The 15992-nt window shown below is 72.7% G+C and carries 12 protein-coding genes; 5 read left to right on the top strand and 7 right to left on the bottom strand.

Annotated elements, in window-relative coordinates:
- Positions 1 to 112: 112 nt before the first annotated feature.
- Entirely contained in the window at positions 113 to 1411 is a 1299-nt protein-coding gene (locus tag NDAS_RS07410; protein ID WP_013152527.1) for an MFS transporter, read from the bottom strand.
- Between the two features lie 238 nt (positions 1412 to 1649).
- Here NDAS_RS07410 and NDAS_RS07405 point away from each other — a divergent pair, with 238 nt between their 5' ends.
- Complete coding sequence (locus NDAS_RS07405) at positions 1650 to 3164, top strand: PucR family transcriptional regulator (protein WP_013152526.1); 1515 nt, start codon at positions 1650 to 1652, stop codon at positions 3162 to 3164.
- A 67-nt stretch (positions 3165 to 3231) separates the two neighbouring features.
- On the opposite strand, the gene dop is transcribed toward NDAS_RS07405, so the two are convergent.
- The 4 genes from dop to NDAS_RS07385 form a co-directional block, all read right to left on the bottom strand.
- The gene (gene dop / locus NDAS_RS07400; RefSeq protein WP_013152525.1) at positions 3232 to 4749 is read right to left on the bottom strand and encodes a depupylase/deamidase Dop; all 1518 of its coding nucleotides are present in this window, start codon (positions 4747 to 4749) and stop codon (positions 3232 to 3234) included.
- Between the two features lie 449 nt (positions 4750 to 5198).
- A complete protein-coding gene (locus NDAS_RS07395) occupies positions 5199 to 6464 on the bottom strand; it encodes a hemolysin family protein (RefSeq protein WP_013152524.1) in 1266 nt (421 codons plus the stop codon).
- A gap of 263 nt (positions 6465 to 6727) precedes the next feature.
- On the bottom strand, positions 6728 to 8497 hold the full coding sequence (gene arc, locus NDAS_RS07390; RefSeq protein ID WP_019609145.1) for a proteasome ATPase: 1770 nt from the start codon (positions 8495 to 8497) through the stop codon (positions 6728 to 6730).
- 346 nt (positions 8498 to 8843) lie between these two features.
- A complete protein-coding gene (locus NDAS_RS07385; RefSeq protein WP_013152522.1) occupies positions 8844 to 9908 on the bottom strand; it encodes a tRNA (adenine-N1)-methyltransferase in 1065 nt (354 codons plus the stop codon).
- 191 nt (positions 9909 to 10099) lie between these two features.
- On the opposite strand from NDAS_RS07385, the gene ppgK reads away from it, so the two are divergent.
- Positions 10100 to 10864, top strand: a complete 765-nt coding sequence (ppgK, locus tag NDAS_RS07380; RefSeq protein WP_013152521.1) for a polyphosphate--glucose phosphotransferase — start codon at positions 10100 to 10102, stop codon at positions 10862 to 10864.
- Positions 10865 to 11154: 290 nt separating this feature from the next.
- Here ppgK and NDAS_RS07375 read toward each other — a convergent pair whose 3' ends face one another.
- A complete protein-coding gene (locus NDAS_RS07375) occupies positions 11155 to 11520 on the bottom strand; it encodes a hypothetical protein (RefSeq protein ID WP_013152520.1) in 366 nt (121 codons plus the stop codon).
- A gap of 209 nt (positions 11521 to 11729) precedes the next feature.
- Between NDAS_RS07375 and NDAS_RS07370 the strand changes: the two genes are divergently transcribed.
- Together NDAS_RS07370 and NDAS_RS07365 are read left to right on the top strand one after the other, a co-directional pair.
- Positions 11730 to 13013 (top strand): helix-turn-helix domain-containing protein, encoded by a 1284-nt coding sequence (locus tag NDAS_RS07370; RefSeq protein WP_013152519.1) that lies wholly within the window; start codon positions 11730 to 11732, stop codon positions 13011 to 13013.
- Positions 13014 to 13045: 32 nt separating this feature from the next.
- Positions 13046 to 13519: a hypothetical protein gene (locus NDAS_RS07365; protein ID WP_013152518.1), complete on the top strand. Its 474-nt coding sequence runs from the start codon at positions 13046 to 13048 to the stop codon at positions 13517 to 13519.
- Between the two features lie 160 nt (positions 13520 to 13679).
- On the opposite strand, the gene NDAS_RS07360 is transcribed toward NDAS_RS07365, so the two are convergent.
- Entirely contained in the window at positions 13680 to 14744 is a 1065-nt protein-coding gene (locus NDAS_RS07360; protein ID WP_041552520.1) for a site-2 protease family protein, read from the bottom strand.
- 384 nt (positions 14745 to 15128) lie between these two features.
- Between NDAS_RS07360 and NDAS_RS07355 the strand changes: the two genes are divergently transcribed.
- Positions 15129 to 15950: a RecB family exonuclease gene (locus NDAS_RS07355; RefSeq protein WP_013152516.1), complete on the top strand. Its 822-nt coding sequence runs from the start codon at positions 15129 to 15131 to the stop codon at positions 15948 to 15950.
- Positions 15951 to 15992 lie beyond the last annotated feature (42 nt).

Genomic DNA, 15992 nt, shown 5'->3' with positions numbered 1-15992 from the left:
CGCCGCTCGCGGGCACGGCGGCCCGGGCCACGGCGGTGCGGGCCGCGGGGCCCGCGGCCACAGGGGTGTGAGGTCGCTTCCCCCGGGTCCCTGCGGGCACGAAACGGGGGCCTCAGGCGGTGGCGAGGTCGCTGTCGCGGTGGCGCGGCGCCCGGGCCAGGCACAGGATGCTCACCACGGCCATGGCCATGAGCAGGCCCGCCACCGGCAGGATGCTGCCGGTGGCGGCGAGCAGGGCGGTGCACACGATCGGCGACAGGCCGCCGAAGATCGCCCCCGCGACCTGGTAGGCGATGGAGATGCTGGTGTAGCGGGTGCGCGGCGGGAACATCTGGGCGAGCACGCGGGCGATGGGCCCGTAGACCGCGGCCATGGCCAGGCGCATCACGCACAGCACCACGAAGATCAGCACGGTACTGCCGGTCTCCAGCACCAGGAACTGGGGAAGCGCCAGCACGATGACGCCGACCAGTCCGATGGTGACGACGCGGACGGTGCCGAAGCGGTCGCCCAGCCAGGACACGCCCAGGGTCGCGACGAGTTCGACGAACGCGGCCAGGCTCAGGCCGCTGAGGATGACCTGCTCGCTGATGCCGACCTCGGTGACGCCGTAGGCCTGGAGGAAGGTGGTGACGACGTAGTAGCCGCCGACGGCCACCGGCAGGACGCCGATGCCCAGCAGCAGCGGGCGCCAGGAACCGCGCACGGCCTCGCGCAGCGGCAGCTCCCGCGGCTGGTCGGTGTCCTCGCGCATGGCCTCGAAGACCGGCGACTCCTCCACCTTCAGGCGGATGAACAGGCCCACCAGGACCAGCAGGACCGAGGCGAGGAAGGGCAGGCGCCAGCCCCAGGTGTGGAGCAGGTCGGCGTCCCAGGCGGCGATGAGCCCGAACGAGCCCGTGGCCAGCAGCGCACCGGCCGGGTTGCCGAGCTGGGCGAAGGAGCCGTAGAAGGTCTTGCGGTCCTCGGGGGCGTGCTCGACCGCCATCAGGACGGCGCCGCCCCACTCCCCGCCCACGGCGATGCCCTGGACGAAGCGCAGCAGGACCAGCAGCGCCGGGGCGAGGAACCCCGCCTGCTCGTAGGTGGGCAGCAGACCCACGCAGAACGTGGCCGTGCCCATCATCAACAGGGTGACGACCAGCGCGGACTTGCGGCCCAGGCGGTCGCCGAAGTGGCCGAAGACCAGGCCGCCCAGCGGTCGGGCGAAGAAGCCCACCGAGAAGGTGGCGAAGGAGGCCATCAAGCCGATCACCGGGTCGGTGCCGGGCGGGAAGAACAGGGTGCCGAACACCAGGCTGGCGGCCGTGGCGTAGACGTAGAAGTCGAACCACTCGATGGTGGTGCCGACGAAGGCCGCCACGGCCGCACGCGCGGGGTGCGAGGACGTGGGGGCGGTCCGCTCTGACATGTGTACTCCGTTGCGCGTTCGGTGCGGCCCCGGGCCGGGTCGTCCGGTCGGCGGCGCCGCGGACCGGCGCGGCGCCGCCGACACGTCGCGGACGGGCGCCACCGCGGGTCACGACCGGTGGTTCGGGTGTTGTTGTGACCGTAGACACTCCCCGGCCGTACGCGCCGGGACGGTGTGCACCGCGCCAGCTGTTACACATGTGCACAGTGCACAACCCGCGAGGCAGGAGGTAGGGGCGTTGGCGATCACGGTCCGCGACATCACGGCCGACCCGGACCTGGAGGTGCGGGTGGCGGCGGGCCGCTCCGGCCTGGACCGGGCGATCCGCTGGGCGCACGTGATCGAGCTGCACGACCCGGTGCGCTGGCTGCGCGGCGGGGAGCTGGTGCTCACGGTCGGGCTGGGGCTGGGCGCCGACGAGCGGGCGCGCCGCGCCTACGTGCGCCGGCTGCACGGGGCCGGGTGCGCCGGCCTGGGGTTGGCCGTGGACGTGTGGCGGCGCGAGGTCCCTCCCGAGGTTCTGGAGGAGGGCGACGCCCTGGGCCTGCCGATCCTGCGCGTGGAGGGCGAGACCCCCTTCGTCGCGGTGGTGGAGGCGGTGGCCGACCACTACGCGGCCGAGCGCACGCGCGAACAGCACCGGGTGCTCACCGCGCAGGACGCGATGGCGCGCGCGTCGCTGCGCTCGGGCCCGACCGGGGTGATGGGCGAGCTGTCCTCGGCCACCTCGGGGGCGTCGCTGCTGTTGGACCGCAACGGGATGACGAGCGCGGCCGTGCCCGACACCGAACCCCCCTGGCACGCGCTGGTGCGCTCGGCCCTGGCGGGGCGCCCGCGCGGGATGACGGTGCTGGCCGACGGGGAGGCGAGCGTCCTCCTCCAGACGCTGGGGCCCACCGGCCGGACCCTGGGCTGGCTGGCTCTGCGCTGCACGTCCCCGGTGACGCCGCACGTGCGCATGCTGGCCAACCACGCAGCCTCACTGCTGGCGGTGGACCTGCTGCACTCGCGCGACGCCCGGCGGGCGCTGTACCGCGAACGCGCCCCGGTCCTGCTCGCCGCGGTGACGGGGCGGCCCCGGGCGCCCCTGCCCCTGCCCGTCCCGCCCTGGGAGGTGGTGTGCCTGCGGACCCCCTCGCCCGACCGGCTGCTGGACCACGCGGCGGACGCGCTGACCGACGTGCTCGGCGACACCGCCGCCGCGCGCGACAGCGCTCTGTGCGTCCTGGAGGACGTGCTGGTGGCCGTCCTGCCCGACGGCGGGGGCGCGCCCCGCCCGGGCAGGCGCCTGTTCGAGGCGCTGTCCGCCTCGGACGGGGGCCCGGTCGCGGCCGGGGCCTGCACCGCCCGGGGACCCGAGGACCTGTCCTCGGCCGTGGACCGGGCGCGCCAGGCCGCGACGGAGGGGTACCGGCACGTGGACGAGACCGACGCCTGGGCGCTGCTGCGCTCGGCGGTCCCGGCCGAGGGGGCGCGCGCCTTCGACCAGGCTGTCCTGGGCAGGCTGCGCGCCCACGACGTCCGCAACGGCACGGAACTGGCGCACACCCTGCGCCACTACCTGGACAACAGCGCACAGGTGGAGGCGACCGCCCGGGACCTGGGCGTGCACCGCAACACCCTGCGTTCGCGGCTGCGCGCCGCCGAGCGGGTCATGGGACGCCGCCTGGACGAGCCCCGCACCCGGCTGGAGCTGTGGACCGCCCTGAGCCTGGAGCCCGTCCGCTGCCACGACGGCACCTGGCACACCTGAGGCGCCCCTGCGGGAGCCGCGGACGCGGGCGGGCGTCCGCGGCCCCCGGGGGGCGGACTCCCGCCGGTCAGCGGCCTCCGGTGAGCACCGCCACCAGGTCGGCCGCGGTCGGGGAGGCGTCCAGCAGCTTCCCCACGTGTTCCTTGGTGCCCCGGCGCGGCTCCAGGGTCGGCACCCGCTGGAGCGAGTCGTAGCCCGGCAGGTCGAAGATCACCGAGTCCCAGGAGGCGGCGGCCACCTCGTCGGCGTACTTGGCCAGGCAGCGCCCGCGGAAGTAGGCGCGGGTGTCCTCCGGCGGCTCGGTGACCGCCCGGTCCACCTGGGCCTCCTCCAGCAGGCGCTTCATCCGCCCGCGCGCCACCAGCCGGTTGTAGATGCCCTTGTCCGCCCGCACGTCGGAGTACTGCAGGTCCACCAGTTGCAGGCGGGGGTGCGACCACTCCAGGGAGTCACGGGAGCGGTAGCCCTCCAGCACCTTGAGTTTGGCCACCCAGTCCAGCTCGTCGGCCAGGCTCATCGGGTCGGCGCCCAGCCGGTTGAGCACCGACTCCCAGCGGTCCAGGACGTCGGCGGTGTCGGGGTCCACGTCGGTGCCGAAGCGGTCCTCCACGTACTTGCGGGCCTGGTCCAGGTACTCGCACTGGAGTTCCAGCGCGGTCATCCGCCGCCCGTCGCGTAGCCGCACCCGGTGGGTGAGGCCGGGGTCGTGCGAGACCTCCCGCAGGTCGGCCACCGGGGTCTCCAGGGACAGGTCCGCGCTCAGGAACCCGTCCTCGATCATCGACAGCACCAGCGCCGTCGTCCCCAGCTTGAGGTAGGTGGAGATCTCGCTCATGTTGGCGTCGCCGATGATGACGTGCAGCCGCCGGTACTGGTCGGGGTCGGCGTGCGGTTCGTCCCTGGTGTTGATGATGGGGCGCTTGAGGGTGGTCTCCAGCCCCACCTCGACCTCGAAGAAGTCGGCGCGCTGGGAGATCTGGAACCCGCTGCCCTGCCCGTCGGAGCCGATGCCGACCTTGCCCGCCCCGCACACCACCTGGCGGGAGACGAAGAACGGGATCAGGTGCCGGACGATGTCGCCGAACGGCGTCGACCGGTGCATCAGGTAGTTCTCGTGGCAGCCGTAGGAGGCGCCCTTGTTGTCGGTGTTGTTCTTGTACAGCTGGATCGGCTCGATGCCCGGGGTGGCGCCCGCCCGCGCGGCGGCGTCGGCCATCACCCGCTCCCCCGCCTTGTCCCACAGCACCGCGTCGCGCGGGTTGGTGACCTCGGGCGCCGAGTACTCGGGGTGGGCGTGGTCCACGTACAGGCGGGCGCCGTTGGTGAGGATGACGTTGGCCAGGCCCAGGTCCTCGTCGGTGAGCTGCGTGGGATCGGCGACCTCACGCGCCAGGTCGAAGCCGCGCGCGTCGCGCAGGGGGTTCTCCTCCTCGAAGTCCCAGCGGGCGCGCCGCGCCCGGGCCGCCGAGGCGGCCAGATAGGCGTTGACCACCTGGGTGGAGGTGACCATCGCGTTGGCCCCGGGGTTGCCTGGTACGGAGATCCCGTACTCGGTCTCGATACCCATAATCCGCCGCACACTCATGGTGAGAGGTTATCCACCGAGGCGTGGTCTTGAACGCTTCCGCGCCAATTGTGGCCCAAGTGCCGTGTTCTGGGGCGTTGCGCGGTACCGCGGCGTGCCGTCCCCTCGCAGGTCACGACGTACGAAGGCCCCACACCCGGTCGGCGCTGGTCCGCTCCCGCCGGGCGGGGGCGGCGTCCCGGTCAGCGGGACGCGGAGCCGGGGGCCGCCGCCCCCGGCGGCCGCTCACCTGATGTGCCCGGAGCGCCTGGCCCGTGCCGCGCCCGGCCAACCAGCGCGGGGACCCAGAGCACCATCGCCCCGCCGTCACGGGGACCGGACGCGACCGGCGCGGGAAGGGGCCGACCGGTGGTCCGGTCGGCCCCCCAAGGCGCTCTCGGAGTGCGTTTCCACAGGCACTGGCCGGTACCAGGGCAGCGGTACAGCGCGTCCGGGCGGGCCGCGCGGTGTTACGCCGCGGGGGACATGGTCACCTGGGTGACGGTGCGCCCGTTGGCCTGGTCGATCCTGGCCTTCCAGGAGTCCAGCACCACCTCTTCCCCCGGCTCCTGGGGGATGTGGCCCAGCACCGCGATGACCAGCCCGGCGACGGTGACGTAGTCCCCTTCGGGCAGATCGTCCAGATGAATGTCGATGTCGGGCAGGTCGTGCACGGGATAGGTCCCGGGCAGGGTGAAGGACCCGTCGGCGTTGCGGGTCACGGTGCGTATGTCGGAATCGGTCTCGTCGTAGATCTCCCCGACGATCTCCTCCAGCAGGTCCTCCAGGCTCACGATGCCGTCGACGCCACCGACCTCGTTGATGACCACGCCCAGCTGCTGGTGCTCGGCGATCATGCGGCGCAGGGCCAACGACACCACCAGGGAATCGGGCAGGAGCAGCGGTTCGCGGGCCAGTTCTCCGGCGTCGGCCCCACCGCGCACCAGGTCGGACCAGTGCACGACACCGAGCACGTCGTCCAGGTCGTCGTCGTTGACCACCGGCGCCCGGGAGTGCCCGTGTTCGGCGAGCATCTGCGCCGCCTGGGCCGCGGGCGTGCGGGCGGGGATGGTGAACACCTCACCACGGGGAACGACGACCTGGCGCAGGCGCCGGTCGTCGATCTCGAAGGCTCCGGAGATGATGGTGCGCTGCTCCCGGGTCATGCCCCGCTGGGTGGCGAGCATGTCGCGCAGCTCCTCCTCGCTGACCTCCTCCTTGGCCGCGGAGGGGTCACCGCCCGTCAGGCGCACCACGAGGTTGGTGGAAACGCTCAACAGCCACACCACGGGGCGGGAGAGCATGGCGAGCAGGTCCAACGGTCGGGAGACCAGCACCGCCCACGTCTCGGCCCGCTGCATGGCGATGCGCTTGGGCGCCAGCTCTCCGAAGACCAGCGTGACGAAGGACAGGAGCACGGTCACCAGGACGATCGCCACCGGGCTGGCGGCCGAGCCCAGGAAGCCCAGGGGCTCGATGAGGGGCTGCGCCAGGGACACGGCCGCGGTGGCCGAGGCCAGGAAGCCCGCGAGGGTGATGCCGATCTGGATGGTGGCCAGGAAACGGTTGGGGTCCCGTGCCAGGCGAGCCACCGCCCGGCCGCCGGGACCCCGCGCCGCCAACTGTTTGATCTGCCCCTCCCGGAGGGTGATCAGGGCGATCTCGCTCCCCGCGAACAGGGCGTTGACGAGAACGAGGACAAGGACGAGGCCGAGTTGAACCCCGTAGCTTTCCATAACTGCTGTCGTCTCCGATGCTGTAGTGCTCTGGCACGGAACCCGTTCGGGCCGTGGCACCAGAGCCTCTCACGACCCCGCCCGGGAACCGCCCTCGGCTGTCAGCCGGATTCGAACGGGCGTCGGCGAGGGCACTCCTCGGCCCGCTCCGCCTCCGGGAGAGTGTCATCACCCTGCCGTCACGGGACCCGGGGACAACCGGCACGGGAAGGGGCCGACCGGTGGTCCGGTCGGCCCCTCGGAGCGCTCTTGCAGCCGTGTTCCTACAGGTACTGGCCGGTGTTGGGCACCGTGTCGATGCTCCGACCGGAGTCCGCGCCCTTCTTGCCCGTGACCAGGGTCCGGATGTAGACGATGCGCTCGCCCTTCTTACCGGAGATGCGCGCCCAGTCGTCGGGATTGGTGGTGTTGGGCAGGTCCTCGTTCTCGCTGAACTCGTCGACGCAGGCCTGCATCAGGTGCGAGACCCGGATGCCCTTGGACTGCTGGTCGATGAAGTCCTTGATGGCCATCTTCTTGGCCCGGGAGACGATGTTCTCGATCATCGCGCCGGAGTTGAAGTCCTTGAAGTACAGGACCTCCTTGTCACCGTTGGCGTAGGTGACCTCCAGGAAGCGGTTCTCCTCGCCCTCGGTGTACATGCGCTCCACGACCCGCTGGATCATGGCGTCCACCGTGGCCCTGGCCGAACCGCCGTGCTCGACGAGGTCCTCGTCGTGCAGCGGCAGGTCCGTGGTGATGTACTTGCCGAAGATGTCGCGGGCCGCCTCGGCGTCGGGCCGCTCGATCTTGATCTTGACGTCCAGGCGGCCGGGGCGCAGGATCGCCGGGTCGATCATGTCCTCGCGGTTGGAGGCGCCGATGACGATGACGTTCTCCAGGCCCTCCACACCGTCGATCTCGCTCAGGAGCTGGGGCACGATCGTGTTCTCCACGTCGGAGGACACACCCGAGCCGCGGGTGCGGAAGATCGAGTCCATCTCGTCGAAGAAGACGATGACCGGGGTGCCCTCGGAGGCCTTCTCCCGTGCGCGCTGGAAGACCAGGCGGATGTGCCGCTCGGTCTCTCCCACGTACTTGTTGAGCAGCTCGGGGCCCTTGATGTTGAGGAAGAAGCTCTTGCCGACGTCGCGGCCGGTGCGCTCGGCGACCTGCTTGGCCAGCGAGTTGGCGACCGCCTTGGCGATGAGCGTCTTACCGCACCCGGGAGGGCCGTAGAGCAGCACGCCCTTGGGCGGGCGCAGCTTGTGCTCGTAGAAGAGCTCCTTGTACAGGTAGGGCAGCTCGACCGCGTCGCGGATCATCTCGATCTGCCCGGAGAGGCCGCCGATGTCGGTGTAGGCGATGTCGGGGACCTCTTCGAGGATGAGCTCCTCGACCTCGGACTTGGGGATGCGCTCGTAGACGTAGCCCGAGCGCGGCTCCAGCAGCAGCGAGTCGCCGGGGCGGATCGCCTCGTCGCGCAGCGGCTCGGCCAGGCGGACGATCCGCTCCTCGTCGTGGTGGGAGATCACCAGGGCGCGCTCGCCGTCCTCAAGGATCTCCTTGAGCATGACGACCTCGCCGACGGTCTCGAAGGACTCCACCTCGACGACGTTGAAGGCCTCGTTGAGCATGACCTCCTGGCCGGGGCGCAGGTTGTCCAGGTCCACCGAGGGACTGACGTTGACCCGCATCTTGCGGCCGTTGGTGAAGATCTCGACGGTCTCGTCCTCGCGCGAACCGAGGTAGACGCCGAAGCCCGACGGCGGCTGGGCGAGCCGGTCGACCTCCTCCTTGAGCGCCACGATCTGCTCGCGCGCCTCCTTCAAAGTGGAGACGAGCCGTTCGTTCTGGCCGTTGGCGGCGGCGAGGTTGGCCTGTGCCTCCCTCAGCCGCTCCTCCAGCAGGCGTACATGCCGGGGCGAATCGGCGAGCTTGCGCCGAACAACGCTGAGTTCCTTTTCCATGTAGGAGACCTGGGCCGTGAGTTCTTCGACTTCACGGTCCCGGTCGCTCTGACGCTCGTCGTCGCGCTCAGCCACGTCCGCCACCTCCCTATGAGGAACTACATCGGAGCCTACCTACCCTCGCCCTATTCCTAACCTCCCAAGGCCGCAGAGTGTCGTAGGCCTCATTTCCAGGTCTTGCGTCAGCACAGGTCAGAGTGCTAGCGGATGACCCGACGTAATGAGAACGTAACCTCTGGGTCCGGCCACGGGCAAGGAGTGCGCCCCTCCGGGCGCTCCCTCCCCGCGCACGTCAGCGGACCCGCCCGCACACGCCGGAGCCCGCCCGGGCGGGTCCCCGTGGGGACCGCGCCGGGGACGCACGGTGAGGAGCGGTGTGCGTCCCGCGCGGGCGGGCTCAGTCGGTGGGCTCGGGTGAGGGGCCGGGAGTTCAGCCGCGGGCGCCGTCCTCCGGGGCCTGAGGGTCGACAGCGCCCTCCGGGGTCTGCGGGCCGGAGGCGTCGGCCGCCCCGCCGGACTCCTCGGCGCCCCGGGGCGCCTCGGGAACCGCCGCGTCGGTGGCCAGCGCCCGGACCTCCCCGGCCGGGGTCGCCTCCCGCGCTCCGTCCGCGCGCCGGTCCTGCTCGCGCGCGGCGGTGAAGTCCTTGCCGTAGGCGCCCTTGGCCGGACGGCGGCGGCGCTCGGGGGCCTCGGCCCCGTCGGCCAGGCGGCGCGCGACCACCAGGAAACCGGTGTGCCCGATCATGCGGTGGTCGGGGCGCACCGCCAGGCCCTCCACGTGCCAGGTGCGCAGCATGGTCTCCCACGAGCGCGGCTCGTAGAAGCGGGGGTCCTCGCGCAGCTGCTCCACGACGCGCGAGAGCTGGGTGGTGGTGGCGACGTAGCAGCACACCAGCCCGCCCGGGATGAGGGCGTCGGCGACCGCGTCCAGGCACTCCCAGGGCGCGAGCATGTCCAGGAAGACGCGGTCGACGTCGGTCTCGTCCAGCTCCTCCACCAGGTCGCCGACGGTGAGCTTCCAGGCCGGGTGCGGACCGCCGTGGAACCTCTCCACGTTCTTGCGGGCGATCTCGGCGAAGTCGGCGCGGCGCTCGTAGGAGTGCACCATGCCGCTCTCACCGACCGCGCGCAGCAGCCAGTTGGACATGGCCCCCGAGCCCGCCCCGGCCTCCACCACGCGCGCGCCGGGGAAGATGTCGGCCTCCACGAGCACCTGGGCGGCGTCCTTGGGGTAGACGATGGTCGCGCCCCGCTTCATCGACAGGGTGTAGTCGATCAGCAGGGGGCGCAGCGCCACGTAGGCCGTGCCGGTGTTGGAGCGCACCACACTGCCCTCGGGCTGTCCGATGAGGTCGTCGTGGTCGACCTTGCCCTTGTGGGAGTGGAAGGCGGCGCCCTCTCGCAGGGTGATGGTGTGCATGCGACCCTTGGGGTCGGTCAACTGCACGGTGTCGCCGTCGGTGAAGGGGCCGCGGCGGCCATGGATACCGGTCAACGTCGCTCTCGTCTTCCCACGTCGCTATTGGTTGGCAGGGCGATCGCCCAGGGTATCGGCCCCCCGGTACCGCGGCGAACGGGCACGGGGCGCCCCCGCGTGCGAAATCCCCGCGCCCAGGGCAGTATTCAGCCTGACGGGCCCCTGACCGCGCCCGACCACCACACGAGGACCACGGGAGAAGACAACCCATGTCACAGCTGACCACGGGGCTGGGAATCGACATCGGCGGCAGCGGGATCAAGGGCGCGCCGGTCGACCTGACCACCGGCGAGTTCCTCAAGGAGCGGATGAAGGTCCTCACCCCCGACCGCTCCGACCCCGAGGCGGTGGCCGAGATCGTGCACGGGATCGCCGAGCACTTCCCCGAGGCGGCGGGAATGCCCCTGGGCGTGACCTTCCCGGGCGTGGTGCAGGGGGGCGTGGTGCGCACCGCGGCCAACCTGGACAAGAGCTGGATCGACACCGACGCGCGGTCGCTGTTCGCCGAGGCCACCGGCCGCCCGGTGCGCGTGCTCAACGACGCCGACGCCGCCGCCGTGGCCGAGACCCGCTACGGCGCTGCCAAGGACGTGCCGGGGGTGGTGCTGATGACCACCCTGGGCACGGGGATCGGCACCGCCCTGGTGGTGGACGGGCGCCTGGTGCCCAACACCGAGTTCGGGCACCTGGAGATCGACGGCCACGACGCCGAGACGCGGGCCTCCTCGGGCGCCAAGGAACGCGAGGCGCTGTCCTACCGCGAGTGGGCGACCGAGCGGCTGCAGCGCTACTACCGGGTCGTGGAGGACCTGCTGTGGCCGGACCTGATCGTGGTCGGCGGAGGGGTCAGCCGCAAGGCGGAGAAGTTCCTGCCGCTGCTGGACATCCGCACGCCCGTGGTGGCCGCCTCGCTGCTCAACACGGCCGGGATCGTCGGCGCCGCCCTGGCCGCCGCCGAGTCCGAGACCGGCTGAGGCGGCCCGGGCCACCCGGCCCTAGGGGTGCGGGCGCAGCCCCCTGACCGCCTTGTCCACGTCCCCCCCTGGGCCCGTACACGGCCACGGCGCCCCCGGTGTCGAAACGCACGGGTGTGCGGACGCCGCGTCCCCGGCGCCGGGGGCGTGGACGCCGGTGCGCGGCGGGGGTGCCGCTGTCGGAGGCCTCCGCGCGGTCGGGGTTCACCGACCAGAGCCATCTGACGCGGTGGTTCGGCCGCTCCTACGGGATCACGCCGGGGGCGTTCCGCGCGGCGGACCGCGCCCGCTCAGCCCTCGCCGACGGACAGGGACAGGGCGACCACGATCCGCCGCGCGGCGGTGGAGGTGTGCGCGACCGGTGAGATGGGCACGCCCGCCAACGCCGTGGGCAGCCCGTCCTGGAGCGGCCAGCGCATCCACCACCACAGGTCCCCGCGGTGGGGCCGCAGCAGGGCGCGGTGGGGCCGGGTGCTGGGGCCGGCGTCCACCGCCCCGCACAACCCGTCCTCACGGGCCTCCACCCCGCGTGAGCGCAGCTCGGCGGCCAGCCCGCGCAGGGCGAGGTTGGTCAGCTCCACGCGGTCCACCGGCCCGGCCGTACCCGGGGCACACCTCAGGCTCGGACTCCCCGTCGGCGGGGTCTCAACGGTCAACGGGACTCCCCTCCCCTTCCCAGACGCCTTCTGGGACCAACGACCCTTGCACTCTGCCGTATCCGGAGGAAAAACCGCCGGTCCTATGCGGATCACGCATACGTACTTCTTTCTTACACATAGCCACCAGCGGCGCCCGGATTCCCTAACCTAAGCTCATGTCCCAACCAGACGGCGTTCTTCCACCGGACCTGTGGACACGCCCCCGCATGGCGGGTGCCCTGGCCACCTGTGACATGGCGACGATCATCGAGGGCGTGCGCGCGGCGCACGGCTGGTCCCAGGGCGACCTCGCCCGCGCGATCGACTACTCCCAGAGCTGGGTCTCGCGCGTGGTCAACGGCCAGCAGTCGCTGACCATCAGCCAGGTACACGACCTCGCCCGACGCCTGGGCATCCCGCTGCACATGCTGCGTTTCGGCGGCACCGCGCCCCAGGCCCGTCCCGCCGAGAAGGGGGTGGACACCACGAGGCGCCGCGACTTCGGACGCGCGGTGGCCGCGGGAGCCCTGCTCACCGCCACCACCGTCACCACCGGTGCGGCTCCGGCCCCGGTGGCGTCGGACCCGTACCCCGACACCGTCAACGAGACGACCGCGCCCTCCCTGCGCGCCATCACCGGGGGCCAGCGCCGCATGGACGCCACCTCCCCCTCCCGCCACCTGCTGCCCAGCGCTGTGGCGCACGTGCATCTGGCCGAGCACATGCGTGGGCAGGCGCACGGGACGCCCTTCCACGGCGAGTTGAGCGCCGCGGCCAGCGAGGCCTCCGGCTTCGCCGCCTGGCTGCACGCGGACCGGGGGGACATGGGGTCGGCCAGGGCGCACTACCGCACCGCCGTGACGCGCGCGCGCCAGGCGGACATGCGCCTGCTCGACGTGTACATGCTGGGCTCCCTGGCTGCCTTCGAGACCGACACCGCCGAGGACCACCACCTGGGCCTGGGGCTGGTCCAGGAGGCCGAACACGTCCTGGGCCCCGCCGCCCACCCCACCGCGCGCGCCTGGCTGGCCTGCGTGGGGGCGCTCGCGCACGCCGGGAACGGGGACGGCGCTGCGGCCGCGCGCGCCCTGGGCCGGGCGGAGCGGGAGGTGGCCCGCTCCGCCAACACCGACCCGCCCTGGCCGTGGGTGTTCGCCTTCGACGAGACCAAGGTCGCCGGTTACCGCGCCCGGGTGGGCGTGCGGCTGCGCCAGCCGCACGACGCCCGGCGGGCCTTCGCCGAGGCGTTCGCGCCCAACGGGGGCAACCCCAAGCAGTCCGCGGTCCTCCAGGTGGAACTGGCCTCGGCGCACGCCGACGCGGGGGACGTGGACGAGGCCTTCCGCCTGGTCCACGAGGCGCTGAACACGGGCGTGCGCTACGAGTCCGAGCGGATCATCGGCCGGGTCCGGGCCTTTCGCCGCCGCTGCTCGGGAACGCGGGCGCGCTGCGTGGCCGACCTGGACGACCGGCTCCTGTCCCTGGTGAGGGGCGCCGCCGCCCAGGGGTAGGAAAACCGCGAAGCGACCATCAGGGAGGTCCCGTGATCCACATCGGAGTCACCGGTCACCGAGACCTGGCCCCCGGCGTGCGACGCACCGTCACCGCGCTGCTCACCGCCCACCTGGAGCCCTACGGCTGCGAGATGGTGGGCCTGTCCTGCCTGGCCGACGGCGCCGACGCCGTCTTCGCCGAGGCCGTCGTCGCCGCCGGAGCCCCGCTGGAGGCGGTCATCCCCGCCTCCGGCTACCGCCAGGCGCTGCCCGAGGAGCACCGCCCCGTCTACGACCGCCTCCTGCGACAGGCCGTCCTCGTGCACACGCTGCCCCGCACCGAGTCCACCCCCGAGGCTCACCTGGAGGCCGGAAGGCTGCTCGTGCGGCGCTGCGACCAGCTCGTGGCCGTCTGGGACGGCCAGCCCGCGCGCGGCCCCGGCGGCACCGCCGACGTGGTGGCCTACGCGCGCTCGCTCTTTCGCCCGGTCTCGGTGCTGTGGCCCGAGGGCGCCCGCCGCTGATCCCCGGTTCGGCGCCCGCCAACCGCGCCGCGCGACCCCCACCCGCGCCGCGAAGGAGAAGATCGGCACCCTCCCACCACCCAGCGTCCACCGCCCGCGCCGCGCGCCCCGCCGCGAAGGAGAAAAACGGCCCCGCCGACACCGTCCGGCCCCGGCCGGTTCAGCGCCCGCCCGAGACCACCGCGTTGACGTCCGCGGCCCTGAGCACCCCGCGCACCCCACCGGCCTCGTCCACCACCACGTACTCCGGCAGCGGATGACCCGTCAGCGCCCGTAGCAACTCCTCACCCTCCAGACCCACCGGCACCAGAGAATGCTCGGTCACCGCACGGGACACGCTCGACACCGGCACCCACGCCCGGCGCTGCGGCTCGATCGCCCCGGCCGCCGCCGGGTGCACCACCGCCGTGGGAACGCCCCGGGCGTCGGTCACCACGACCTCCACCGCCTCCGCCTCCCGGGCCCGGCGCTCGGCCTCGGCCAGCGGCGTGTCGGCCGACACCGTCACCGAGGACCGGGCCAGGTCCCGGGCCCGCAGGCGCGGAATGCGCTCCCGCACCCGTGCGGAGCGCAGCGCGTCGGAGGCGCCCATCCACATGAAACCGCCCAGGACGAAGCCCCACACCACGCTCCACGGGCTGAGCCGTCCGCCCGCCCACCACGTGATCAGGAACGGCAGCGCCACCACCAGCAGCGCCAGCACCCGACCGCCCCAGGCCGCGGCCGCACTCCCCGCGAAGGGCCTGCCCGTCGCCTTCCACACCCCGGCGCGCAGCAGCCGCCCGCCGTCCAGCGGAAGCCCCGGCAGCAGGTTGAACGCGCCCACCAGCAGGTTGGCGATCCACAACTGGAACAGCAGCTCACCCACCACGGTGCGCGGCTCGGTGAACAGGTACAGACCGAACCCGCCCGCCGCCAGCAGCAGGGAGAACAGCGGACCGGCGAACGCGATCCAGAACTCACGCCCCGGCGTGGGCGCCTCGCGCTCGATCTCGGAGACCCCGCCCAGGACGTACAGCACGATGCGCCGGACCGGCAGGCCGTACATGCGCGCGACCACCGCGTGCGCCAGCTCGTGCACCAGCACGGAGGCGTAGAGCAGCACGGCGAAGACGAAGGCCAGCAGGTAGGCGGTCGGCCCCAGCGCCAGGCGGCCCTGGACGACGCCGCCGTAGACCAGGGTGATCAGAGCCGCGACGATCAGCCACGAGGAGGTCACGTACACGGGGATGCCGAAGGGGCGGCCGATCAGTAACCCCGGTCTGGCGGAACGCTCGCGGGGTCTGGGCGCGGATGGGTCACTACCGGTCGTCACACCCCCAGCCTACGGCCCGCCCGCCCCGGCCCCGCGGCGCCCACGGCCCGGCTCCGCGCCGCACCGCCCGCCCGGTTGTCCACAGGCCCGATCCGCCCGTGGCGCTACGCCGGGCCGCCGGTGTTTCCTGGATACAGGGGGCCCACGGGGCCGGTCGGCACCGTGCTTCCCGGATTCGGGACCGCCTCCCGCACCCGTGCCGCTTCTCCACAGACCGCTCTCTCCACGGGCCGCTCGTCCACAGGCCGCCCTCTCCCCTCGCGGCCTGTCGCGACCTTCTCATAGGCTCGATCCATGACCACCGCGCTCCTCCCGTCCGCCCTCTCCCCCTCCCGGGCCTCCGACTTCCTCCAGTGCCCGCTGCTGTTCCGCTTCCGCACCATCGACCGCCTCCCCGAGGCGCCCAGCGCGGCGGCCCTGCGCGGCACCCTCGTCCACGCCTGCCTGGAGCGCCTGTACGAGCTGCCCGCCGAGTCGCGCAACCCGCGCAACGCCGTCGGCCTCGTCGAGCCCCAGTGGAAGAAGCTGCGCGAGAAGAAGCCCGAGCTGGACGAGCTGTTCGCCGACGACGCCGAGCGCGACACCTGGCTGGAGTCCGCCCGCGACCTGGTCCGCCGCTACTTCGACCTGGAGAACCCCACCGCCCTGGAGCCCCGCGACCGCGAGATGCGCCTGGAGGTGTCCCTGCCCACCGGCCTGCGGCTGCGCGGCTACGTGGACCGCATCGACGCCACCCCCTCCGGCCAGATCCGGATCGTGGACTACAAGACCGGCAAGTCCCCCGCGCCCCGGTTCGAGGACAAGGCCCGCTTCCAGATCTTCTTCTACGCGGTCATGATCTGGCGCGACCTCGGCGTCGTCCCCACCCGCCTCCAACTCGTCTACCTGGGCGGCGACGGAGCGGTGCGCTGGTACGACCCCACCGAGGACGAACTCCGGGCCGCGGAGTCCGAGATCGCCGACATCTGGGCGCGGATCGAGGCGGCAGGACGCGCCGGGGTGTGGGAGCCCCGCAGGAGCAAGCTCTGCGGCTGGTGCGAGCACCAGGCGCTGTGCCCGGAGTTCGGCGGCACCCCGCCGCCCCTGCCCGCGCCGACGGACCGCCCACGCGGGTGACCCGCCCGTACGCCGACCGCGCGCGTGACCCGGCCGGGCACC

Origin of the sequence: Nocardiopsis dassonvillei subsp. dassonvillei DSM 43111, assembly GCF_000092985.1 — a bacterium.
In the GTDB taxonomy this organism is placed as follows: Bacteria; Actinomycetota; Actinomycetes; order Streptosporangiales; family Streptosporangiaceae; genus Nocardiopsis; species Nocardiopsis dassonvillei.
Note: the sequence above shows the minus strand (reverse complement) of the source record. Positions and strands in the feature narration are given on the sequence as shown.